Origin of the sequence: Streptomyces sp. NPDC001796, assembly GCF_042892355.1 — a bacterium.
Lineage (GTDB): Bacteria > Actinomycetota > Actinomycetes > Streptomycetales > Streptomycetaceae > Streptomyces.
Map to the genome: position 1 here is coordinate 13,892 of NZ_JBIAUC010000027.1, position 22,609 is coordinate 36,500.

Genomic DNA, 22,609 nt, shown 5'->3' on the forward strand with positions numbered 1-22,609 from the left:
AGGCACCAGGCGGCGACTTGGCACGTTCCAGCCGTCGGCGGGCGTGCGAGCGCCTTCGATCTCATCGAGTGACGGCAGCTCTCAGCTAGCGGAGACCCATGCGCCTGCAGCGAACTACGGTGTCGTGCCGGGTGGTGGCCATGACGTGGAAGACGTCCGCCCTCTCCAGCTCGGACCGCCAGCCCTTTGAGAAGCCGTAGGCGGCATCCGCGGTCACCCACCGAAACGGGATCTTGCCCGCAATGGCCCGGCGGACCATCGCCTTCGCCATGGCCACCTTGGTCTCGAAGCCGACCTCGTCGTCGACACCGGCCCTACGGCACCTGTCGCGGTCATCGGTCCAGGAAGTGGGCAGATACAGACGCCTGTCGATCAGTGTCCGCCCACGGCCGGTTGCATAGGCGAGGAACACGCCGACCTGGCAGTTGTCCGGCCGCCCGGCGGTAACGACCGACCTGGCCATCAGTCACGACAAGCACCGCTGCAGTACTAGTTCGCCACGGCAGCGCGCCCTCGCGTCCTGCGGTCGAGTACCTCCTGGCTGACCGTGGACAGCCGGTCCCAGTCTTCCGCCATCCCGGCGCGCGAGCCGATGTCGCGCATCACGGCCCGGAAGAGCGCCCCCGACTTGATCAGCCGCGGGCGGATGTGCCCGAACACCTCCAGGGTGATGATGCCGTACAGCTGCGCCCAGGACAGCTCGAACAGCCAGATCATGCCCAGCGCGTCCTTGCCGAGGAGCGCGGTGATGTCGGTTCCGCCGTCGCCGGGTTGTGCATGGACGGCCACGAACTCCTCGTCCAGTTCCTCGGGACCGGGCACGGGAAACGGCCGCTGGCGCAGCAGCCTGGTGAAGATCCCTCCGAAGAAGTTCGCGAACATCTCCACCCCCGAGGTGGCGCCTTCCGCGCCGCCTCGCGCCAGCGGATGCCGCGGTCGCCCCGCCGCGGAGCCGGCCGTGCGTTCGCCGGTGAGGGACGTGGTGGCGAACACGAGCTGGAACTCGGCCTTGTTGTCCAGCGCCCAGCTGCGGAACGCGGTGGCCGCCGCCACCATCTGGGCCGCGGGGTCGTCATCGCCATAGGGCGCGCCGGCCGCCTCCATCTCTCCCACGACCTCGACGAAGATGTCGTTGGACAGCAGCTCACTCAGGGCGGCGGCACTGTCGACATAGCGATACAGAGCCGGCGGGGTGAACCCCATGTCGGCGGCGACGGCCCGCAGTGTCACCTCCCGGCCCTCGCGCAGCAGCGAACGGCCGACGTCGACGATTTCGTCGACGGTGGCCCGCCGTTGGCGCTCCCGGCGCGTCAGAACCGGGCGCGTCTCGTCGCCGCGCGCCGGGTCGACCGGTCTCATGAACCCCTCCAGGTAAGAACCCTCGGCGGATGGTGCGGCCGCCAGGAAGTGCCACGTCCGTAGCTGCACTGTAATGCTTGACAACTCCGGTGAACAGCCTTCACCGTTAACGGCGATAACGCAATCTATACCCATGCACGATCGCTACATGCGGGGGTGACGGCGACGTGAACGGTATCGAATCGCCAACAGATCTGCTCGCGGACGCCGAGCGGCTCCACGCGCCGGGGCGGGAGCACGAAGTTCCGTACCGCGCCTACCTGTTCGGACCGTTCCGGGTCTTCAAGGGAGAGGAAGTCCTGGGCCAGCGGCGGCAGCGTCGCGAGAAGGCACTGCTGTTACTGAAGTGGTTCCTGCTGAACCCGGGCAAGCCTCGTTCGATGGACCAACTCATCGATCTGGGCTGGCCGGACACCACACCCGAGAAGGCGGCGGGCAGCTTCCACGTGGCCATGCACTGTCTGCGGCGCATGCTCGAACCGGATCTGCATCCCGGCGAGGAGTCGTCCTTCGTGGTCCGCAGCGGCGCCAACTTCTACCGCTTCGAGGCGGGCGAGAGCTGGTGGACCGACGCGGGCGAGGTGGAGCGCCTCTTCGAGCAGGCGCGGGCCGACGACATCCGCGGCGACGCACGCCGCGCCTGCTTCTACTACAGCCGCGTCAGCGCCTACACAGTCCGGCGGTTCCTCGAGGACGAGGAGACGCGCTACCAGTGGCTGGCGCCGTACTGCAGGCGGTACCAGCTGCTCTGCGCACAGGCCCTGGCCCGTCTCATCCAGATCCACCGGGCGCGAGGGGAACTGGACGAGTCCCTCGAGTACGCCCACCAGATGCTGCGGCTGGACCCGTACAACGAACTGGCCGCCACCACGGTCATCGAGACGCACTTCCAACTCGGCCGTCAGGCCCACGCGCAGCACCGGCTGTGCGCGTTCCTGGACTCCCTCCAGCGTGACCTCGGTGCCGAGCCCAGCAATGACCTTCTGGCGCTCCAGGACCGGATCCTGCACAGCACAGCCACCTGAGTCGTCCGAAGTCCCATCTGTCTCATCCGTATCTTCCGGCGGCCCTCCGGCGTTGTAACAATCAGCACCGGAGGGAGACACCATGAGCAGCCCAGCACTAGAGATCGCCCTGGCTCACCACCGCGCCTGGACCCGCAAGGACCTCGATCTGGCGATGAGCTATATCGCCGACGACGTCGTGTGCGACGCCCCGGCGGGACGGCTCAACGGCATCCAGGCGTATCGCGAGTTCATGACGCCGCTCGTCGAGCGGTTCCTCATCAGGGCGGAGATGATCGCCTCGTTCGGGGACGACAGCACGGCTCTCCTCATGTACAACACCGAAACGGTTCCGGCCAAGAGCGCACCGGCGGCGGAGTGCGTCACGGTCCGCGACGGGAAGATCGTCTACAACCGATTCGTGTTCGATCGTACGCCGTTCGACGAGTTCCGCCGCCAGCAGGCGCAGGCCGCTTCCTGACGATCGAAGAGGTCGCGGCCTGCCCGGCTCTCAGCGGGCGTGGCGCACTCTCTCCCGCAGTGCGAGGAGTTCTCGGCTGGGCGTCGTCCCGAGGTCTTCCTCCAAGGTCCGGATGAAGCGTTCGAGCTCCGAGATCGCTCCCATCACGCCGCCCTGCTCCAGGTGGACCTCCACGACGGAGGTGACCGCTTCCTCCGAGTACGGGTCGCGGTCCAGGATCCCCATGGCGCACCTCAGCGCCTCGTACCGCCGACCGGTCTCGCGGTACAGGCGCAGCAGCCGGCTCAGCGCCTCCTCGTACCGGAGGTCGTGAGCCGTCCGAAACGGCGTGAAGGCGTCCTCGTACACGTCCTCGGGCAGGAAACCCCGGCTGTAGTGTTCGATCAACCGCTCGTACGATGTGATCGCCGCTGTCGTGTCGCCCTTCTCCTGTGCGGCGTGCGCCGATGCCGACAGCCGCTCGGCCTCGTCCACGTCGGTCCACCAGCGGTCGCAGGGATCGAACCAGTAACGGCCCTGTGAGTCCGAGCGGATGAACGTCGACGGCCGGCGGCCGGGCAGCTCCGGCTCGAGGGCGTGGCGCAGAGCGTGCTGCGTCACGTGGAGCTTGTTCGCCGGGTCGCGCCTGCAGCCCGGCCACAACACCTCGGACAGCTCGGTGACCTTGAACCTCTGCCCCGGGTTCAGCAGGAACCACTTGAGCAAGGTGCACGCGCTCGCTCGCCCTCGCGCCGGATCCCCCAGCGGGGCGCCGTGCCGGACCACGCGGAACGGGCCGAACAACTGCGCCTCGTACGTTGTGCGGTCCCCGGCCGGTCCCCTGACGGCGGTCCGTCCGCGGGCTTCTTTCTCCTGTGCTGTGGCAGGCTTTGAGACCGGTACATCGCCGACAGCTTGATGCATTTCTCCCCCGTGACTCGTTCGCAGCCGAGTGTTCGGCCCATTGTTCCCCGAGCATCTCCGTTCAAAACTGCCGTGTGTGACGGGCCACGTCCAGGTCCGCTGACCGGAATGCACGTGTCCAAGTCCCCCTGGATGAACGGGGTTCGACGCTGCCAGCTTGCAGGTGAAGTAAGTCGTCCGTAATCGGGCCCTTCAAGACTCCTCCGGGACGAAGGGGGACGCATGACCCAACAAGCACGGTTTCGGATCTCCGACCTGTCCGCCGAGAAGCGGGCTCTGCTCACCCAGAAGCTCCGGACGCGCGTCGCCGGCGGTGCTGCCTCGCCCGACCACTACGACGCGGTGATCCTGGGAGGCGGTGCCGCCGGCCTCACTCTGGCACTCCACCTTCGCCGGGTTCGGCCGGGCATCCGGGTGCTGGTCGCGGAGAGGCAGGAGCACCCCGTGCCGGAGGCCACGCACAAGGTCGGCGAATCGACCGTGGAGATCGCCGCACACTACCTGCGCGACGTCCTCGGGCTGCGCGAACACCTGGAGAAGGAGCAGATCCGCAAGTTCGGTCTGCGCATGTTCTTCAGCAACGACGACAACAGCGACATCACCGAGCGGGTGGAGCTGGGCAGTTCGGTCTTCCCTCCGCTGGCCACCTACCAGCTCGACCGGGGACGCCTGGAGAACGAACTCGGGGCGGTCTGCTCCCGCGAGGGTGTCGACTTCCTCCCGGGGAGCAAAGTGCTCGAGGTCGAGTCCTCGCCCGACCGGTCACACCACCAGGTCCGCCTGCTCGCAGGCGCCGAGGAGCGCAGCGTCCGGGCCCGGTGGGTGATCGACGCCACCGGACGCGGGCACTTCCTGCAGCGACGGCTCGGACTGCGCAGGAACGTGGGGCACAAGGCCAACGCCGCGTGGTTCCGGGTCGGCCACCCCATCGACCTCGGAACCTGGGCCGCCGACCCGGCCTGGCACTCCCGCCTCCGGGAGGGCCGGCGCGAGATGTCCACCAACCACCTGATGGGGCCCGGCTACTGGGTCTGGCTCATCCGGCTCGCCTCCGGGGGCATCAGCATCGGCATCGTCGCGGAGGCCGGCACACACCCGTTCGACGAGTTCAACACCCTTGAGCGAGCACTTGACTGGCTCCGCCGTCATGAGCCGCAATGCGCCCGGGCCGTCGAGGAACACCGCGACGGCATCCAGGACTTCCGGGTGATGAAGGACTACTCCTACAGCTGCGACCAGGTCTACGACGGCCGCGCACGCTGGTGCCTGACCGGTGAGTCCGGGATCTTCCTCGACCCGCTCTACTCACCCGGCCTGGACCTCATCGCCATCAGCAACGGGCTGGTGGCCGACCTCGTGACCAGGTCCCTCGACGGCGAGGACGTCGCCGTCCGGGCGTCCGTACACGACGCGCTCTTCCGGCGCGTCACCGACATGTGGCTCGCCGTCTACGAGAACCAGTACACGCTCATGGGCAACGCCCGGGTGATGGTCTCGAAGGTTATCTGGGACACCGCCTTCTACTGGGGGGTCTTCGGCCTGCTCTTCTTCCGGGACAGGTTCCGCACGGTGGCCGACAACCCCGCCGTGGTGGCCGACCTGGAACACGTCACCGACATCAGCAACCGGGTCCAGAAGTTCTTCCGCGAGTGGGCGGCCATCGAGGACTCCGGTCTGGAAGCCCGGTTCGTCGACCTCTACTCCCCGCTGAACTTCATGGTGAAACTGCACGCCGGCATGGCCGACGACCTGCCCGAGGACCGGTTCCCGGAGCGTTTCTCCGCCAACACCAGGCTCTTCGCCCAACTGGCCGGACAACTGGTCACCGCGGTCATCGACGCCCACGGCGACCGGTACGACGACGACCGCGTCATCGCCCAGGTCCAGAGCTGGCAGCGGGATCCCCTGATCGCCGACCTGATCGCCACCCATCGACGGGAGCGGCACCGCAACCCCACCAGCGAGGGCTGGATCGCCCTGCCCACGCACCGCGAGGGGGAAAGCACCGCAGGTCACGAACCGAACGGAGCGGACAGCATGGAACAGCACAGCAGCGAGGTCAGCTATGCGTGACACCTCCGAGCGCTTCGACGTGGCGATCCTCGGCGGCGGCATCGCCGGACTGACCCTGGCCCTCCAGCTCAAGCGCGCCGACCCCGAACTGCGCGTCGCGGTCCTCGAGCGGCAGCAGCACCCCGTGCCCGAGGCCGCCCACAAGGTCGGCGAGTCCAGCGTCGAGGTCCAGGCCCACTATCTGCGCGACGTCCTCGGGCTCGAAGAGCACCTCGACCGGGACCAGTTGCACAAGTTCGGCCTGCGGATGTTCTTCACCCACGCAGGCAACGACGACATCACCCGCCGGGTCGAGTACGGCCAGATCTCCGAAGCGCCCCTGCCCTCGTACCAGCTCGACCGCGGCCGGCTGGAGAACGCGCTCGGCGCAATCGTCGCCGGCCTGGGGGTGACGTTCCGGCAGCGCTGCAAGGTCCGCGACGTGGCACTCGGCACCAGCGGTGACGACCACGTCGTGCACGCCGTCGACGGCGAGGACGAGCACACGCTCCGGGCACGCTGGGTCGTCGACGCGACAGGTCGCGCGGGCCTGCTCAAGCGCAAGCTGGGCCTGGCCAGGGAGCTCGGCCACCACGCGAACGCGTCCTGGTTCCGCATCGACCACCAGGTCGACGTACAGCAGTGGTCCAAGGACGAGCAGTGGCGAGCCCGGGTCAGCGACGGCCTGCGCCGGCTGTCCACCAACCACCTCATGGGGCCCGGGTACTGGGTGTGGCTCATCCCGCTCGCGTCGGGATCGACGAGCATCGGCATCGTCGCCGACGACGACGCCCACTCCTTCGAGGGATTCAACACCCTTGACCGTGCCCTGGACTGGCTCGCCGAGCATGAGCCGCAGTGTGCGGCCGAGGTACGGCGCCACCGGGCGAAGATCCAGGACTTCCGGGTGATGAAGGACTACGCCTACGGCTGCCGGCAGGTGTACTCCGAGGACCGGTGGTGCCTGACCGGTGAGGCGGGGGTCTCGATCGACCCGCTGTACTCCTCCGGTGGCGACCTGATGGCGATCAGCAACGGCCTCATCACCGATCTCGTCACACGGGACCGCCGTGGCGAGGACGTCACCGAAAGGGCCGTGGCGCACAGCCAGGTGTACCTGGTGCTGAGCGAGATCTGGCTCGTCGCCTACGAGGGCCAGTACCCGATCATGGCCAACCCGCAGGTGATGGTGGCGAAGGTCATCTGGGACACCATCATCTACTGGGCCGTGCCCGGCCTGCTGTTCTTCCACGGCAAGTTCAGCCGCCTCGGCGAGAGTCCGAGGGCCTTCGCCAACCTCCAGCGCACCTGGCTGCTGCACACCCGCGTCCAGCAGTTCCTCAGGGAGTGGCACCTCGTCGGCAACGAGCCGGCGTCCGACGTGTTCGCGGACCCCTACAGCCTGCTGGACTTCATCGTCGATCTGCACAACGGCATGGCGGCCGGCCTCAACGACGACGAGCTGGAGGACCAGTTCGCACGCAACGTCGTCCTGCTGGAGCAGCTCGCGGGACAACTGGTCAGCACCGTCATCGAGCGCCTGGAGCAGCGCGGTGCCGACGACGCGGCCAAGGCCCGGATCGAGCAGTGGCGCGCCGATGAGCTCCTGCGGGAAGCCGTCGAGCGGTACAGGGAGCGGGACCCGCTCGACCCCATCGACAGCGCCTGGATCACCCTCGGAACCCGCACTGCGGCGGTGGCCCCATGAACGACAGGAGCGCGATGAACGACGAGGACGTCGTGGCGGCGGGATGGGACGACGTCGTCGACGTCGCCGTGGTCGGCGGCGGAGCCGCCGGGCTGACCCTGGGCCTGCAGCTGTGCAGGCAGCGCCCCGACACCCGGATCGTGGTGCTGGAGCGCCAGGACCACCCGGTGCCGGAGGCGTCCCACAAGGTCGGGGAGTCCACCGTGGAGATCGCCGGCTACTACCTGCGGCAGGTCCTGGGGCTGCAACCCCACCTGCAGTCCGAGCAGTTGAAAAAGTACGGACTGCGGGTGTTCTTCTCCAAGAACGGCAATGACGACATCACCCGGCGTGTGGAACTCGGCCACTCGGTCTGCCCGCCGGGCGCGGTCGGCACCTACCAGCTCGACCGCGGCCGCTTGGAGAACGCTCTGGGGCGCGAACTGGCCGCCCGCGGCGTGCGGTTCCTGTCCGGGGCGAAGGTCGAGGCCGTGGACCTGCTTCCCGGCGCCGAGCACCACCTGCTCCAGGTCCGCACCGCGGACGGCGCCATCCGGCGGATCCGGGCGCGGTGGGTGGTGGACGCCACCGGCCGCACGTCCCTGCTCAAGCGGCGGCTCGGCCTCGCCAGGAAGGTCGGTCACCGGGCCAACGCCGTCTGGTTCCGCGTCGGCTGCCCCATCGACGTCGACCGGTGGTCCGACGATCCCGAGTGGCACGGCCGGATCGAGGAGGGCCGGCGCGAGCTGTCCACCAACCACCTGATGGGGCCCGGCTACTGGGTCTGGCTGATCAGGCTCGCCTCCGGATCCACCAGCGTGGGCATCGTCACCGACGCGGACCTCCACCGGTTCGAGCAGCTAAACCGGTTCGACCGCGCCCTGGACTGGCTTGCGCGACACGAGCCGCAGTGCGCGGACGTCATCCGGCAGCACCGCGACAAGCTGCAGGACTTCCGCGTCATGAAGGACTACGCCTACAGCTGCGAGCAGGTCTTCTCCGCGGACCGCTGGTGCCTCGCCGGGGAGGCCGGCGTCTTCCTCGACCCCCTGTACTCCCCCGGGCTGGACCTGATCGCCATCAGCAACGGCCTGATCACCGACCTGATCACGCACGCGCTCGACGGTGACGACATCGCAGAGCTCGCCGCGATCCACAACCAGGTGTTCCTGCTGATCGCCGAGGGCTGGCTGAGCATCTACGAGAACCAGTACCCGCTGATGGGCAACGCCCGGGTCATGCTCGCCAAGGTGATCTGGGACACGGCCGTGTACTGGGCGGTTCCGGGGCTGCTGTACTTCCACGACGTGCTGCGGCACCTGGCGGACCGGCCCGACGTGGTCGAGGGACTGGCCCGCTTCAGCACGGCCAGCCGGGAGGTCCAGCGCTTCTTCCGGGAGTGGGGCGCCGTGGACGACGAACCGCGCGACCAGGCCCCCTTCGTCCGGTTCTACGACTTCGACTTCATGCGCCGCCTGCACATCGGCATGACGGCGGACCTCGCGGACGCGGACCTGAGCACGCAGTTCGCGGCCAACATCCGGTTCATCGAGCACCTGTCGGGCCAGCTGGTGGCGACGGTGCTGGAGGAGTTCGAAGCCGAGTCCTGGAACCCGGCCAAGCGGGAACAGGCGCAAAGGTGGCGGGCCGACCGGGCCCTGATGTCTCTCGTCGAGGTCCACCTGCGGGAGAGGGAGTCGACGCCCCTCAGCGACCAGTGGATCAGGCTGCGGCCGGTCGACGAGACCGTGGGCACGGGGGAGGCCCGATGACCGGTGTGCTGGGTGAGGGCGCGGTACTGCACGAGCGCATCGCGCGGCTGCCCCAGGACAAGCGCGCCCGCCTCGTCCAACGCCTGCGCGATCAGTCGCACACCGCCCGGGGCACGGACACGTGGTTCGTCCGGTACTCGAGTGTCGACGCGCCCACCTTCCGGTTGTTCTGCTTCCCCTACGCCGGCGGCGGCAGTTCGGTGTTCCGCGCGTGGAGCGAGGCGCTGCCCGCCGGGGCCGAGGTCTGGGCGGCCCAGCTCCCGGGCCGCGAGACCCGGGTGGACGAACCGGCCCTGCGACGCCTGGACCCGCTGGTCGAGTCCCTGCACGAGGCCATCCTGCCGCGGCTGGACATGCCGTACGCCTTCTTCGGTCACAGCATGGGCGCGCTGGTCGCGTTCGAGCTCACCCGGCGCCTGCGCCGCGCCGGGGCACCTCAGCCGTCCGGGCTGTTCCTCGGTGCGTTCCGGGCGCCCCAACTGCCCAATCCCAACATCAGGATCCATCATCTGCCCGACGAAGTACTGAAGACGGTGCTCCGCAAGGAGGGCACGCCCCGCCAGGTACTCGAGAACGGCGAGCTGATGCGTGCTCTGCTGCCCATGCTCCGAGCGGACTTGGAAGTGTGCGACACGTATCAGTACCGCGACGAACGTCCCCTGACGATGCCCGTGTCCGTCTTCGGAGGCCATCAGGACGTGCGCGTGAGCCGCGGCGACCTCGATCTGTGGCGCACCCAGGCCGAGGGGCCGTTCCGGCTCGTCATGCTCCCGGGCTCTCACTTCTTCCTCCACAGCTCACAGGATCTGTTGCTGGCCGAACTCTCCCGGGAACTGGGGGCGGCCTCGCGCACCGCGGAAGGGGAAAGGCGCCATGACTGACCGGTCGCCGGCGAAAGCGCCGCGAGAACCCATCGCCATCGTCGGAATCGGCTGCCGCTTTCCCGGCGGCGCCACCACTCCGGCCGAGTTCTGGGACCTGCTGTGTACCGGCGTCGACGCCACCCGTGACCTGCCCCCGGACCGCTGGGAAGCCGGCAAGTTCTACGACCCGGACGGTGCCAAGCTCGGCAAGATGAGCACGGTGCGGGGAGGATTCCTCGACCGGATCGACCAGTTCGACGCTCAGTTCTTCGGGATCTCTCCGCGCGAGGCCGTCTGGCTGGACCCCCAGCAGCGCCTGCTGCTGCAGGCCGCCTGGGAGGCCCTGGAGGACGGCGGCCAGGTCGCCGACCGCCTCGCCGGCAGTGACACGGGCGTCTTCATGGGCGGTTTCACCCTGGACTACCAGCTGCTCCAGAACTACGGCGTGCACAGCCGCTACGAGCTGCAGAGCCACTCGGCCACCGGCATGATGATGACGATGCTGGCCAACCGGCTGTCGTACTCGTTCGACTTCCGGGGGCCGAGCCTCGCCGTGGACACCGCCTGCTCGGGCTCGCTGGTCGCGGTCCACCTGGCGGCACAGAGCCTGTGGAACCGCGAGTGCTCCCTGGCGCTGGCGGGCGGCGTGAACGTGATGATCGCCCCCAACATGACCATCGCGGAGTCCAAGGGCGGATTCCTGTCCCCCGACGGCCGCTGCAAGGCCTTCGACGCGTCCGCCGACGGATACGCGCGCGGTGAGGGCGCCGGCGTCGTAGTGCTCAAGCCGCTGGCGCGGGCGCTCGCCGACCGCGACCCGGTCTACGCGCTGATCCGGGGAACGGCTGTCTCCCAGGACGGCCACAGCAACGGCATCACCGTCCCCAACGCGGACGCCCAGGAGGCGGCGATGCGTGCGGCCTGCCGGCAGGCCGGCATCGCGCCTCACGAAGTCCAGTACGTCGAGGCGCACGGAACCGGAACCCCGGTGGGGGACCCCATCGAGGCGGGCGCCATCGGCCGGGTCTTCTCGGAGGGCCGCCCCGCCGGTGAGCGCGTGGTGATCGGGTCCGTCAAGACCAACATCGGACACCTCGAGGCGGCCGCCGGAGTGGCCGGACTGATCAAGACGGCACTGTCCCTCAAGCACCGCCGGATCCCGGGGCAGCTGCACCTTGACACACCCAACCCGGCGATCGCGTTCGACGAGCTCCGACTCCACGTCCAGACACGCCTGGAGGACTGGCCCGAGGCCCCCGGCCCGCGCCTCGCCGGGGTCAACTCCTTCGGCTTCGGCGGCACCAACGCCCATGTGGTCCTCCAGGAGCCCCCCGGCGAGCAGCCGGCCGAGCCGCGCGCCGGCGGCCGGAGACGCTGTCTGGTCCCGCTGTCGGCCCGCGCCCCTGAGGCACTGTCGGCCATGGCGGCATCCCTGAGCGACGTGCTGGCGGACACCGCGCACGACCTCAGGGACATCGGCTACACGCGCGCTCTGCGCCGCAGCCACCACGACCACCGGCTCGCGGTCGTCGCGGCCACCGCGGCCGAGGCCGCCGAGAAACTCGGCGCCTTCAGCGCGGGGAGCGAGACCCAGGGCGTCGCGGCCGGACGCGTTCCGGTCGGGGAACGGCCGAAGCTGGCCTTCGTCTGTTCCGGCATGGGCCCCCAGTGGTGGGCCATGGCGCGGCAACTGCTGGAGGCCGAGCCGGTCTTCCGTGCCGCCATCGAACGCTGCGACCGGGAGCTGGGCAAGTACACCGGATGGTCCCTGCTCGACGAGCTCCTCGCACCTGAGGAGACCTCCCGCATGGCCGAGACCGAGGTCGCCCAGCCGGCCAACTTCGCGGTCCAGCTGGGCCTCGCCGAGCTGTGGCGTTCCTGGGGCATCGAACCCGACGGCGTCGTCGGGCACAGCACCGGTGAGGTCGCCGCACAGTACCTCGCGGGCGTGCTCGGCTTCGAGGACGCCGTCAAGGTGAACTACTACCGCAGCAGTCTCCAGCAGCGGGCCACCGGAACCGGCCGGATGCTCGCGGTGGGCATGACGCCCGAGACCCTCAACCAGGCCGTGGCGGACGCGGGCCCGCTGGTCTCGGTGGCGGCCGTCAACAGTCCGACCGCGGTCACTCTGGCCGGCGACGCCGGGATCCTGCAGAGCATGGCGGCCCAGCTGGAGACCTTCGGGGTCTTCCACCGGTTCCTGAACGTCAAGGTCCCGTACCACAGCCACTACATGGACCCGCTGCGCGAGGACCTGGAAAAGGGACTGGCCGACATCCGCCCGTCCTCCGCCACCCTCCCCCTGTACTCGACCGTGACCGGCACCCGCATCGACGGCCGGGGCGCCGACGCCCACTACTGGTGGCAGAACGTCCGCGCGACCGTCCTGTTCGCGGCCGCCTTCCGCCAGATGCTGGCCGACGGATACACCCACTTCGTCGAGCTCGGCCCCCACCCCGTCCTGGCCGGCTCCATGCGGGAACTGCTCGCGGAACATCAGCAGGACGGGCTCGTGCTGCCCTCGCTGCGCCGGGACGAACCCGACGACGCCGTGCTCCTCGGCTCACTCGGCGCCCTCTACAGCCGTGGCCACGAGGTGAACTGGGAGGCGTTCTACGGCGAGGACGCACGCCTGCTGGCACTGCCGCCCTACCCGTGGCAGCTGGGGACCTACTGGAGCGAATCGGTGGAGGCCCGCGAAGACCGCCACTACACCGAGGTCCACCCCCTGCTCGGGCAGCGCATGAACGCCACCCACCCGTCGTGGGAGCGGGAGATCGGCTCACGGCTGCTTCCCTACCTGGCCGACCACCGGATCCAGGGGAACACCGTGCTTCCCGGCGCCGCGTTCATCGAACTGGCCATGGCGGCGGCGCAGGAGGTGTACGGCGAGGGCTGCTACACCCTCGAGAACCTGGAACTGCGCAGGGCCCTCGTGCTGCCCGGCACGGCCGACCCGCGGCTGCGCACCACCCTCTACCAGGAGTCGGGCCGTATCGAAGTCGCCGGTTTCGCGGCTTCGCCCGGCGGCGACCGCACCTGGACGCTGCATGTGACCGCTCAGCTGGGCCTGCGCCCACCGGCCCGCACCGAACGGGACCTGGACGGCGCACGAGCCACCTGCGAACAGCACTTCTCCCACGACGAGTTCTACGGCCTCGTCCAGCAGATGGGCTTCCAGTACGGACCCGCGTTCCGGACGGTCGAGGAGCTCGCCACCGGCCCGCAGCACGTCGTCGGACGGGTGAGCGTCCCCGCATGCGTGCGCGACGAACTCGGGGCCTACCGCTTCCACCCCAGTCTGATCGACGCCGCCTTCCAGGTCCTGCTGACGTCCGCCGCGCCTCGGGCGGCCGACGGGACCCTCCCGTCCAGTCCCTACCTGCCCGTGGCCATCGACAGCGTCACGGTGCTCGGGCGCGCCGCCGACGAGATGTACGTGGTGGCCGAGGTCACCGCCGCCGACGCACGGGTCATCGTCAGCGACATCTCCCTGTGCGACGCCCGGGGCACGGTGCTCGTCGACATCCGGGGGTTCAGGGCACAGTCCCTCGACACCGCGGCCAGTCTGTCCCCCGAACGCATCGACCAGGGGCTCTACGAGCTCCAGTGGCGCCCGTCGCCGCCCGAGGACGACGTGGAGCTCAGGGCCGGTGACGCTCCGGACGACGACCCGGCGGGCACCTGGGTGCTCTTCACCGGCACGACCGGCGTCGGCGCCGAGACGGCCCGGCAGCTGACCGAGGCCGGGCACCACGTGGTGACGGTGTCCCCGGGCGAGGTGCCCGAGCCCGTCCGGACCCCGGACGGCGGCTACGTGCTCGACCCCACCCGCGCCGAGCACTACCGGCGGCTGCTGCGCGAACTCACGCACGAGACCGAGATCGGCACAGTCGTGCACCTGTGGAGCCTCGACGCACCGTTCGGCGAGGACACCCCCGTCACAGCACTCCAGGACGGCCAGAACCTCGGCGCGCTCTCGGTCCTGCACCTGATGCAGGCGCTCTCCGCCGAGGTCACCCGGCGGCTGCCCCGGGTCTGGCTGGTCACCCGCACGGCGCAGGCGGTGGGAGAGGACCCGCGGCCCCTCGCCCTGCCGCAGTCCCCGATGTGGGGAATCGGCCGAGTGATCGGCCACCAGGAGTTCACCGGCATGTGGGGAGGCATGGTCGACCTCGACGCCGGGCCGGACGCAAAGGAGGCGCGCCGACTGGTCGAGGAGATCACCGCGCGGCGTGGCGAGGACCAGATCGCGTTCCGCGACGGCCTGCGACACGTCGCACGGCTGGTGCGCGCCGAGAGCCTCACCCCGCCCTTCCCGGCAACCCTGCACGACGACGTGACCTACCTGGTCACCGGCGGCTCAGGGGCGCTCGGACGCCTCGTGGCCCGGTTCCTGGCCGACCGGGGGGCACGCCACCTCGTGCTGATGGGACGCACGCCCGTACCCCCGCGCGACACCTGGCACGACCTGCCCGCCGAGCACGCGCAGCGCGACCTGGTCGACGAGCTGCTGCGGTTGGACAGCCGCGGGGTGCAGGTCCACTGCGCCGCCGTCGACTCCGCCGACGAGGCGCAGTTGCGCGCATGGCTCGCCGAGCACCAGCGGCTTCGCCGGCCACCGATCGGGGGTGTCGTGCACGCCGCCGGCGTCGTCGAGGACGAGCTGATGCTGCGGATGAGCCGGGACACGTTCCAGCGCGTGATGCGGCCCAAGATGAACGGCGGTTGGCTGCTGCACCGGCTGTTTGCCGACACCCCGCTGGAGTTCTTCGTCCTGTTCGGCTCGGTCGGGTCCGTCATCGCCTCCGCCGGCCAGGCCAACTACGCGGCCGCGAACGCCTTCCTCGACGCGCTCGCCCAGCACCGGCGGTCCCTGGGCCTGCCCGCCCTGAGCATCGGCTGGGGGCCGTGGTCGGTCGGCATGGTGGAGAAGCTCAACCTGGAGCAGATGTACGCACGACGCGGCATCGAGCTGATCACCCCCGAAGCCGGAATGCGGATTCTCGGCCGCCTGATCGGCCGGCGCTCGGCCCACGTGGTGGCGATCACGGCCGACTGGGCGACCGCCCGGGCGGCGTCCGTGGCAGGGCAGCTCCCGCCGATGTTCGCCGAGCTGGGCGTGGAGTACTCCGACGCCCAGGGGCAGGAGGACGCGGCTGGTGCCGACACCGTACTCGCCTCCCTGCGGCGCGCTCCGGAGCCGGACCGCCTGGGCGTGCTCGCGGCACACCTGCACGGCATCGCCGCGCTGGTCCTCAAGCTGGACCCGGCGCAGTTCGGCGACGAGGAGAACCTCAGCAACCTGGGCATCGACTCGCTGATGGCGGTCGAGGTCAAATCCCGCATCGAGGCGACACTGCGCGCGGACGTCTCGGTCCTCGACCTGCTCCAGGGGGTGACCGTCCTCGACCTCGCGACCCGGATCCTGCCGCTTCTGGACCTTCAGGAGCCCGCCCACTCCGGCCCCGGCGGGCCGGCCGCGACCGACGCGGACACGCCGCCGGGCGAGGAGCCGCCGGATGAGGAACTCGCGGCGCTGCTCGCGCAGGTTCCCCCCGACGAGCTGGAGCAGCTCCTCGACGAACTGGAGCAGGACCCCACCGAGAACCCGACGGGAGCGATGAACCATGACCCTGTCGCTTAGCAGGTTGCGTCGCGCCGTGATGGGCGTCTCGGACGCGGAGGCGACCTCCTTCAGCCGGGGCGACACCCCGACGTGGCGGCACCTGGAGACCGTCGTACGGACCGCTGTCGGCGGTTACCACGCGGTCCTGGACGGCAGCCGCTTCGACGACCTGATCCCTCGCCTGGACCGGACCCCTGTGGAGCTGCGCGGATACGCCTACGAAGGCGCCGCCATGGGACTGACCGGCCTGGACTGCTTCCTGCCGGGCAAGTCCCGGCTCCAGGCCTACCTGGCCGGCCCCGGGAGCCCGCACATCTACATGGTCCACATCGGAGCGGGCGAGGCGCTGGCGCGGCTGCGCCGCAGGCCGGAGGTGTTCATGCGGCGCCTGACCGATCCCGCGCTGCGGTGGCTGGTGATGGACGGTTACGGCTTCCACGAAGGCTTCTTCAAGCCGCGGCGGTTCGTGGAGCGGCAGCAGGTCCCGGTGCATCTGTCGCCCTTCGCGCGGCGCGTCTTCGACCAGGGGATCGGGCGGAGCGTCTGGTTCACCTCGGGCGCCGACGCCGACGGGATCTCCCGCGCCATCGCGGCGTTCCCGGCGCACCGGCATGCCGACCTGTGGCTGGGTGTCGGCGTGGCCTGCGGCTACGTCGGCGGCGTCGATCGGGCCACCGTCGAGGCACTGCGCGCGGCCGCCGGCCGGCACGCGTCCCGGATGGCCGTCGGGACTGCGTTCGTGGCCAAGGGCCGGCTCCGGGCCGGCAACCCGATACCCGACACCGACCTGGCCTGTGAGGTGCTGTGCGGCATCTCCGGCCGGCAAGCCGCCCGACTCGTCGACCGGGCCTTCGAGGACCTGCCCGACACTCCGTCCGCGCCGGCCTACGACACCTTGCAGCGACGCCTGGAGAGCAGCCTCGCCGTCGCCCCTTCGGTGACGGGAGACGACACATGACCGTGTTGGGGGCCGTGATGAGGCCGCTGTTCGAGGTCGCCCCGTCGGACCTGCCCGCCGTCGCGATGGGCGCCGACGCGTCCGCGGAGCGACTGAGCAGGGTGGTGTTCACCGTCACGGAGTGCTGCCAGATGACGCTCCTGAACCGCCGAGAGGCGACGCTGGTCCGCAAGCTCGACGCCTACCCCGAGGAGCTTCGCGGGTTCGCCTACGAGGGCGCGGGGGTCGGGCTCGCGGCTCTGGACCACCTGCTGCCGTGGAAGCAGCGCACCCGCCGCTTCGTCGACGGAGCCGCGAGCGCGTATGTGTTCGCGGTCTACCTCGGCGCGGGGATGGGTCTGGCACGGCTGCGCCGCAACCCGGAGCCGTTCCGCCGGCGGCTGCGGGACGACGTGTTCAACTGGGTGGTCCTCGACGGATACGGCTTCCACGAGGGCTTCTTCGCCCATCGCCGGCACGTCCAGGAGCGCGCCACGCCCCGATACCTCAGCGGCTACGGGCTGAGCGCCTTCGACCACGGCCTGGGGCGCAGCATCTGGTTCGCCACGGGTGCGGACGTCAAGCGGGTCATGGCGACCATCGAGGCGTTCCCCGAGTCACGCCGGGGCGACCTGTGGGCCGGCGTCGGTCTGGCCTGCGGGTACACCGGCGGGGTGGACGAGCCGACGGTCGAGGCGCTGCGCGCCCGTGCGGACGCCTATCGCGGCCGGCTCGCCGAAGGCGTGATCGTCGCGGCCAAGGCCCGGCACCAGGTGGGCAACCCGGCCGAGCACAACGAGATCGCCTGCCGGGTGATCTGCGGAGTCGACAGCCGCGAGGCGGCCGACGTCGCCACCACCGCCCTGGTCGATCTCCCGACCGACGAAGTCGAACCGGCCTACGAGATCTGGCGCCGTCGCATTCGGATGCAGTTCGCCTGATCACTCACGCCACTCACCCGTGAAACGGGGGAAAATTGTCCAACTCGGAGATATCCATTCGTTTCTTCCTGCAGCTGACCGTCATTCTCGCGAGCTGCCGCCTGGTCGGTCTCCTCGTCCGGAGGATGGGACAGCCGCAGGTCGTGGGGGAGATGATCGCCGGCGTCCTGCTGGGGCCCTCCCTGCTGGGACTGCTGTTCCCGCACTGGCAGCACAAGCTGTTCCCCACCGGCCCGTCCATGACCATGATCTACGTGGCCGCCCAGGTCGGACTCGTGCTGTATATGTTCCTGGTCGGCCTGGAGTTCGACGCCGGTCTGATCCGGCACCGGGTCTCCAGTGCCGTCTCCATCTCGCTGTCCGGCATCTTCGCACCGCTCGTGCTGGGCGCCCTGACCGCGTTGCTGCTCGTTCATCAGGGCGGCACCTTCTTCGCCGAAGGCGTCCGGTCCTGGCAGGCCATGCTGTTCATGGGAGCGGCCATCGCCATCACCGCCTTCCCGATGCTCGCCCGTATCATCTTCGAGCGCCGGCTGACCGGGACCTCGCTGGGCACACTCGCACTGGCGGCCGGAGCCACGGACGACGCGATCTCCTGGTGCCTGCTCGCCGTCGTCCTCGCCGTGTTCAAACAGGACATGCTGATCGCGTTCCTGGCCATCGGCGGCGGCATCGTCTACGCCGTCGCCGTGCTGACCATGGGCAAGCGGCTCCTGAGCCGGCTGGGGACCAAGGCCGAGCGGGAGGGCGGCGTCAGCCCGCAGATCCTGGGCCTGGTGCTGATGCTGCTCATGCTGGCGGGGTGGTTCACCGATTACGTCGGCATCTACGCCGTGTTCGGGGCGTTCATCCTCGGCGCGGCGATGCCACGCGGCCTCTTCGCCGAGCGTGTACGCCACGCCCTCGAGCCCCTTGTCACCAACTTCCTGCTGCCGCTGTTCTTCGTGTTCTCCGGCCTGAACACCCAGATCGGTCTCGTCAACAGCCCCTCCCGTTGGGGTGTCGCGCTGCTCGTACTGGTGGTGTCGGTGATGGGCAAGGGCGTCGCCTGCTGGTTCGCGGCCCGGCTCAACGGGGAACCGCAGCGCGAGGCCCTGGCGCTGGGAAGCCTGATGAACGCGCGGGGCCTCATGGAGCTCATCCTGCTCAACATCGGGCTCCAGGCCGGCCTGATCACCCCGACCCTCTTCACCATCCTGGTCTTCATGGCCATCGCGACCACGCTCATGGCCACCCCGCTGTTCGAGTACGTCTACGGCCGGTTCCGTCCCCAGCCGACGCCCATGACCACCGCCCCCGGCGACGCCGCCACAAGCCTTGCCCAGGCACCGGGAGGCCGCTGATGACCCTGCCACTCGGAACGCTGCTCAAGCCGGTCTTCCCGCTGTCCGCGGACGCCTTTCCCCGCATGGCGGCCGAACGCTTCGGCGTTCAGGAGGACATGGACAAGACCTGGCTCACGTTCGAGCCGGTCGCCCGCACACTCGTGGACAGCTTCTACATGACGCTGGACCACCCACGGCACGAGAGCCTGGTCCCCCGGCTGGAGGCCACGCCGCCCGCGGTGCGGGGCATCGCCTACGAGGGCGCCGGCATGGGGCTGATGCTGCTGGACAGCCTGTTTCCGTACAAGAAGCGGCTGCCGGCGTTCCTCCACGGGCCCGGCGCGCCGTACCGGTGTCTGGTCTACATCGGCGCGGGACTCGTCCTGCCCCGTGTCCCTGTCAGCCCCGGGCGTTTCCTCGCCCGTCAGGACCCCTTCCTGCGTTGGCTGGTGATGGACGGCTACGGCTTCTACGAGGGCTTCTTCTCCTGGCGTGACATCGTCGAGCAGCACAGGACACCGCGCCGGATCCGCGGATACGCGGCGCGCGCCTTCGACCAGGGGCTGGGACGCAGTCTGTGGTTCTCCACCGGCGCCAGCGTCGAGCGGATCATCGCCACCATCAGCGGCTTCCCGCCCCGGCGGCAGGGTGACCTGTGGGGCGGCATCGGCCTGGCCTGTGCCTACGCCGCGGGCGTCATGGACCGCAGCGCCGTCGTCACGCTCCTTCAGGAGGCCGGCCGGTACCGCGCCGACCTCGCCACGGGCACCGCGGTCGCGTCGGTCTTCCGTGAGCAGTCCGGGCTGCCCGCCCCGCACACGGACCTGGCATGTGAGGTCGTCTGGGAGAGGGGGGCGGCCTCGGTCGCCGCCATCGCCCACGAGGCCGGCCGTCGCCTCGGCCGGGCCGGCACCGAACCCGCCTACGAACGGTGGCGCCAGGAGATCCGGGCCGCCTGGCTCGACACACCGGTCCCCGCCTCGACAGGGAAGGAACTCGGCACATGACCACGGTCGGAACCGTCCGCAGGCGGCTGTTCGGGATCCCGTCCGCCAAGGCGGTGTTCTCCCGGCCGGGCTTCGCCCCGGAGGCATGGGAGCGGTTCGCGCCGGTGGCGTGCTCCCTGATGGAGGGCTACCACGCGGCACTCGAGGATCCCAGGCTGGGGGTTCTCGCCGCGCGTCTGGAGGCGGTGGAGCCCGAGCTGAAGGGGTTCGCCTACGAAGGCGCGGGGATGGGGCTGGCGGCCCTGGACGCCGTCACGCCGTACAAGCGGCGGCTCGAGGCCTTCGTCGCCGGGCCCGGCGCCGCCCACATCTACCCGGTCTACGTGGGGGTGGGCCTCGCCTACGCGCGGCTGAGGCGAACTCCGGAAAGCCGGCTGGCGGGCCTCGACCCGCTGCTGGGCTGGGTGACCGCCGACGGGTACGGCTTCCACGAGGCCTTCTTCAAACGCCGGCGCTACGTCGAGCAGCACGCCGTACCGACCCGGCTGTCCGACTACGGCCGCCGGTTCTTCGACCAGGGAGTGGGCCGGGCACTGTGGTTCTCGGGCGGTGCTGTGGTCGACCGCGTCGCCCGTCTCATCACCGGATTCCAGCCCGAGAGGCACGCGGACCTGTGGAGCGGCGTGGGCCTGGCCTCGGCCTACGGCGGTGGCGCCGACGAGGCCGCTCTGCGCTCGGTCCTCGCGTACGCCTCCGCCTACCGGCCCCAGCTGGCCCGCGGCGCGGCGACCGCGGCATGGGGACGCCGTACAGCGGGCAACGAGGCTGCCCACACCGACCTCGCCTGCCGGGTCTTCTGCGGGCGCGGCAGCGAGGACGCGGCCGCCGTGGTCGAGGAAGCGGCCCGCGGCCTGCCCGTGATCAGCGTCGAACCCGGTTACGAGATCTGGCGCAGGCGCACCGAGGAGGGGCTCGCCGCCTGAGCGACCCGGTCGAGTGACACCACCGAATGATCCCCTCAGACACAGGCTCTCAGGCCCACAACGACTCCGCAGAAAGGGAGGCGGTCGTGTACGACGCCATCGTGATCGGTGCCCGAGTGTCCGGCGCACCCACCGCCATGCTGCTCGCCAGGAAGGGCTACCGGGTGCTCCTGCTGGACCGGGCCACCTTCCCCAGTGACACCGTCTCGACCCACATGATCACGGTCGAGGGCAGCGCCCAGCTCAGGCGCTGGGGACTGCTCGGCCAGATAGAGGCCTCCGGCTGCCCCGCCGTGACGAACATCGTGCTCGACCTGTTCTTCGAGAGGTACGGCCACTTCACCCTGGAGGGCTTCCCCTATCCGGTCGACGACGGGTTCGCCGCCATATACGCCCCCAAGCGCACCGTCCTCGACAAGATCCTGGTGGACGCCGCCGCGGCGGCCGGCGCCGATGTCCGCGAGGGCTTCTCCGTACAGGAGGTGCTCACCGAGGACGGCAAGGTCGTGGGGGTCCGCGGACGGGGCGCCAGCGGCATCACCATCACCGAGCGGGCACGCATGGTCGTCGGCGCGGACGGCCTGCGGTCGATCGTCGCGCGGACCGTCTCGGCACCCGAGTACCACGTCGTCCCGCCGAAGGCCTTCGGCTACTACACCTACTGGGACGACGTGGAACTGATGGGCCTGGAGTTCTACACCCGCCCCGGCAGCACCGTCATCGCGTTTCCGACGCACGACGATCAGGCCGCCGTGTTCGTGGAGCGGCCCGAGCGCGACTTCGCCGGCTTCAAGGCCGATTTGCGCGCCGGCTACCTCAAGACGGTCGACGACATCGCTCCCGGCCTGGGGGCGCGCCTCACAGCGGGGCGTCTCGCGCACCGGTTCATGGGAGCGGGGCACCGCCCCAACTTCTTCCGGAAGCCCTTCGGTCCCGGGTGGGCTCTGGTCGGTGACGCCGGCGTCCACAAGGACCCGATCACCGCCCAGGGCATCACCGACGCCTTCCGGGACGCCGAACTGCTCGCCCAGGCCCTCGACGCCGGGTTCTCCGGGCGGATGCCCCTCGAAACAGCCCTGCGCACCTATGAGTACCGGCGCAACGAGGCCCTCAAGCCCCTGTACGACTTCATCGTGGACCACGCCGCGATGGAGCCGTTCGACCCCGCGTTCCAGGACGTGCTCGCCGCGATGCGGGGCAACCAGGACGCCGTCAACCGGTTCTTCGGAGTCATCCAGAACACGGTCCCCTGGGCGGAGTTCTTCTCTCCCCAGAACCTGTCCGCCCTCATGGGTCTCACCGATCCGGACACTCCCGCCGAGCCGGAACTCGCCGAGGCCGGCTGAGCCGCGCCGGCCGATCCGGCCGACCGTCGACGGCGCCGGGGTCCGGCGCCGCGCAACCCGTCCCTTCCAAGCGGAGGTTCCCATGACCTATGTGATCACCGCAGCCTGCGCCGGGAACAAGGACACCGCCTGCTGGGAGGCGTGTCCCGCCGACGCGATCCACCCCGGCCCGGACGAGGCGTCCTTCGGGGAGCACGTCCAGCTCTACATCGATCCGACCGAGTGCATCGACTGCAGTGCCTGCGAACCGGTCTGCCCCGTGGAGGCGATCTACCCCGAGGACGACGTCCCCGAGGAGTCGCAGGACGCGATCGCCGTCAACCGCGGCTTCTTCGCGGCCCGCACGGACTGATGGCGCGGCAGTTCACCAGCGGTGGCGG

16 protein-coding genes and 1 pseudogene are annotated in these 22,609 nt (G+C 70.0%); 14 read left to right on the forward strand and 3 right to left on the reverse strand.

All coding sequences use genetic code 11. From position 1 onward, the window contains the following. Nucleotides 1-112 precede the first annotated feature (112 nt). Both ACFYZE_RS33275 and ACFYZE_RS33280 read right to left on the reverse strand, forming a co-directional pair. Nucleotides 113-445 (reverse strand): annotated as a pseudogene (locus ACFYZE_RS33275) (transposase); the annotation flags it as partial. A gap of 44 nt (nt 446-489) precedes the next feature. Beyond that, the gene (locus ACFYZE_RS33280) at nt 490-1,359 is read right to left on the reverse strand and encodes a TetR/AcrR family transcriptional regulator (protein WP_389002494.1); all 870 of its coding nucleotides are present in this window, start codon (nt 1,357-1,359) and stop codon (nt 490-492) included. Nucleotides 1,360-1,526: 167 nt separating this feature from the next. On the opposite strand from ACFYZE_RS33280, the gene ACFYZE_RS33285 reads away from it, so the two are divergent. Together ACFYZE_RS33285 and ACFYZE_RS33290 are read left to right on the forward strand one after the other, a co-directional pair. Next, nucleotides 1,527-2,384: a BTAD domain-containing putative transcriptional regulator gene (locus ACFYZE_RS33285; protein WP_389002497.1), complete on the forward strand. Its 858-nt coding sequence runs from the start codon at nt 1,527-1,529 to the stop codon at nt 2,382-2,384. An 82-nt stretch (nt 2,385-2,466) separates the two neighbouring features. After that, nucleotides 2,467-2,844, forward strand: a complete 378-nt coding sequence (locus ACFYZE_RS33290) for a nuclear transport factor 2 family protein (RefSeq protein WP_389002500.1) — start codon at nt 2,467-2,469, stop codon at nt 2,842-2,844. A 30-nt stretch (nt 2,845-2,874) separates the two neighbouring features. Here ACFYZE_RS33290 and ACFYZE_RS33295 read toward each other — a convergent pair whose 3' ends face one another. Continuing rightward, nucleotides 2,875-3,549, reverse strand: coding sequence for a BTAD domain-containing putative transcriptional regulator (locus ACFYZE_RS33295; RefSeq protein ID WP_389002503.1), 675 nt, complete (start codon nt 3,547-3,549; stop codon nt 2,875-2,877). A gap of 420 nt (nt 3,550-3,969) precedes the next feature. Here ACFYZE_RS33295 and ACFYZE_RS33300 point away from each other — a divergent pair, with 420 nt between their 5' ends. The 12 genes from ACFYZE_RS33300 (at nt 3,970) to ACFYZE_RS33355 (ending at nt 22,581) form a co-directional block, all read left to right on the forward strand. Continuing rightward, the gene (locus tag ACFYZE_RS33300; protein WP_389002506.1) at nt 3,970-5,820 is read left to right on the forward strand and encodes an NAD(P)/FAD-dependent oxidoreductase; all 1,851 of its coding nucleotides are present in this window, start codon (nt 3,970-3,972) and stop codon (nt 5,818-5,820) included. Continuing rightward, on the forward strand, nt 5,813-7,507 hold the full coding sequence (locus ACFYZE_RS33305; RefSeq protein ID WP_389002509.1) for an NAD(P)/FAD-dependent oxidoreductase: 1,695 nt from the start codon (nt 5,813-5,815) through the stop codon (nt 7,505-7,507). Before ACFYZE_RS33300 ends, ACFYZE_RS33305 begins: the two co-directional genes overlap by 8 nt. Continuing rightward, nucleotides 7,504-9,258, forward strand: coding sequence for an NAD(P)/FAD-dependent oxidoreductase (locus ACFYZE_RS33310; protein ID WP_389002512.1), 1,755 nt, complete (start codon nt 7,504-7,506; stop codon nt 9,256-9,258). The genes ACFYZE_RS33305 and ACFYZE_RS33310 overlap by 4 nt, the downstream gene beginning before the upstream one ends. Next, nucleotides 9,255-10,139, forward strand: a complete 885-nt coding sequence (locus ACFYZE_RS33315; RefSeq protein ID WP_389002515.1) for a thioesterase II family protein — start codon at nt 9,255-9,257, stop codon at nt 10,137-10,139. Before ACFYZE_RS33310 ends, ACFYZE_RS33315 begins: the two co-directional genes overlap by 4 nt. Then, nucleotides 10,132-15,768 carry a type I polyketide synthase gene (locus ACFYZE_RS33320; protein WP_389002518.1) on the forward strand — a complete coding sequence of 1,879 codons (5,637 nt, stop codon included), beginning with the start codon at nt 10,132-10,134 and terminating at the stop codon, nt 15,766-15,768. Before ACFYZE_RS33315 ends, ACFYZE_RS33320 begins: the two co-directional genes overlap by 8 nt. Then, nucleotides 15,752-16,708, forward strand: a complete 957-nt coding sequence (locus ACFYZE_RS33325; protein WP_389002521.1) for a DUF1702 family protein — start codon at nt 15,752-15,754, stop codon at nt 16,706-16,708. The genes ACFYZE_RS33320 and ACFYZE_RS33325 overlap by 17 nt, the downstream gene beginning before the upstream one ends. Beyond that, a complete protein-coding gene (locus ACFYZE_RS33330) occupies nt 16,705-17,628 on the forward strand; it encodes a DUF1702 family protein (RefSeq protein WP_389002524.1) in 924 nt (307 codons plus the stop codon). Before ACFYZE_RS33325 ends, ACFYZE_RS33330 begins: the two co-directional genes overlap by 4 nt. Before the next feature lie 35 nt (nt 17,629-17,663). Then, nucleotides 17,664-18,971 (forward strand): cation:proton antiporter, encoded by a 1,308-nt coding sequence (locus tag ACFYZE_RS33335; protein WP_389002526.1) that lies wholly within the window; start codon nt 17,664-17,666, stop codon nt 18,969-18,971. Next, nucleotides 18,971-19,960 (forward strand): DUF1702 family protein, encoded by a 990-nt coding sequence (locus ACFYZE_RS33340; protein ID WP_389002529.1) that lies wholly within the window; start codon nt 18,971-18,973, stop codon nt 19,958-19,960. Before ACFYZE_RS33335 ends, ACFYZE_RS33340 begins: the two co-directional genes overlap by 1 nt. Continuing rightward, complete coding sequence (locus ACFYZE_RS33345; RefSeq protein WP_389002532.1) at nt 19,957-20,883, forward strand: DUF1702 family protein; 927 nt, start codon at nt 19,957-19,959, stop codon at nt 20,881-20,883. The genes ACFYZE_RS33340 and ACFYZE_RS33345 overlap by 4 nt, the downstream gene beginning before the upstream one ends. 86 nt (nt 20,884-20,969) lie before the next feature. Then, nucleotides 20,970-22,229: an NAD(P)/FAD-dependent oxidoreductase gene (locus ACFYZE_RS33350; RefSeq protein WP_389002535.1), complete on the forward strand. Its 1,260-nt coding sequence runs from the start codon at nt 20,970-20,972 to the stop codon at nt 22,227-22,229. 82 nt (nt 22,230-22,311) lie between these two features. Then, nucleotides 22,312-22,581: a ferredoxin family protein gene (locus ACFYZE_RS33355; protein WP_389002538.1), complete on the forward strand. Its 270-nt coding sequence runs from the start codon at nt 22,312-22,314 to the stop codon at nt 22,579-22,581. Nucleotides 22,582-22,609 lie beyond the last annotated feature (28 nt).

What these genes read in the sequence shown, in the direction of transcription:
- ACFYZE_RS33315 (WP_389002515.1), top strand. Translation starts at nt 9,255, where the DNA reads ATGACCGGTGTGCTGGGTGAGGGCGCGGTACTGCACGAGCGCATCGCG.
- ACFYZE_RS33290 (WP_389002500.1), top strand. Translation starts at nt 2,467, where the DNA reads ATGAGCAGCCCAGCACTAGAGATCGCCCTGGCTCACCACCGCGCCTGG.
- ACFYZE_RS33355 (WP_389002538.1), top strand. Translation starts at nt 22,312, where the DNA reads ATGACCTATGTGATCACCGCAGCCTGCGCCGGGAACAAGGACACCGCC.
- ACFYZE_RS33305 (WP_389002509.1), top strand. Translation starts at nt 5,813, where the DNA reads ATGCGTGACACCTCCGAGCGCTTCGACGTGGCGATCCTCGGCGGCGGC.
- ACFYZE_RS33300 (WP_389002506.1), top strand. Translation starts at nt 3,970, where the DNA reads ATGACCCAACAAGCACGGTTTCGGATCTCCGACCTGTCCGCCGAGAAG.
- ACFYZE_RS33320 (WP_389002518.1), top strand. Translation starts at nt 10,132, where the DNA reads ATGACTGACCGGTCGCCGGCGAAAGCGCCGCGAGAACCCATCGCCATC.
- ACFYZE_RS33340 (WP_389002529.1), top strand. Translation starts at nt 18,971, where the DNA reads ATGACCCTGCCACTCGGAACGCTGCTCAAGCCGGTCTTCCCGCTGTCC.
- ACFYZE_RS33310 (WP_389002512.1), top strand. Translation starts at nt 7,504, where the DNA reads ATGAACGACAGGAGCGCGATGAACGACGAGGACGTCGTGGCGGCGGGA.
- ACFYZE_RS33325 (WP_389002521.1), top strand. Translation starts at nt 15,752, where the DNA reads ATGACCCTGTCGCTTAGCAGGTTGCGTCGCGCCGTGATGGGCGTCTCG.
- ACFYZE_RS33280 (WP_389002494.1), bottom strand. Translation starts at nt 1,359, where the DNA reads ATGAGACCGGTCGACCCGGCGCGCGGCGACGAGACGCGCCCGGTTCTG.
- ACFYZE_RS33345 (WP_389002532.1), top strand. Translation starts at nt 19,957, where the DNA reads ATGACCACGGTCGGAACCGTCCGCAGGCGGCTGTTCGGGATCCCGTCC.
- ACFYZE_RS33330 (WP_389002524.1), top strand. Translation starts at nt 16,705, where the DNA reads ATGACCGTGTTGGGGGCCGTGATGAGGCCGCTGTTCGAGGTCGCCCCG.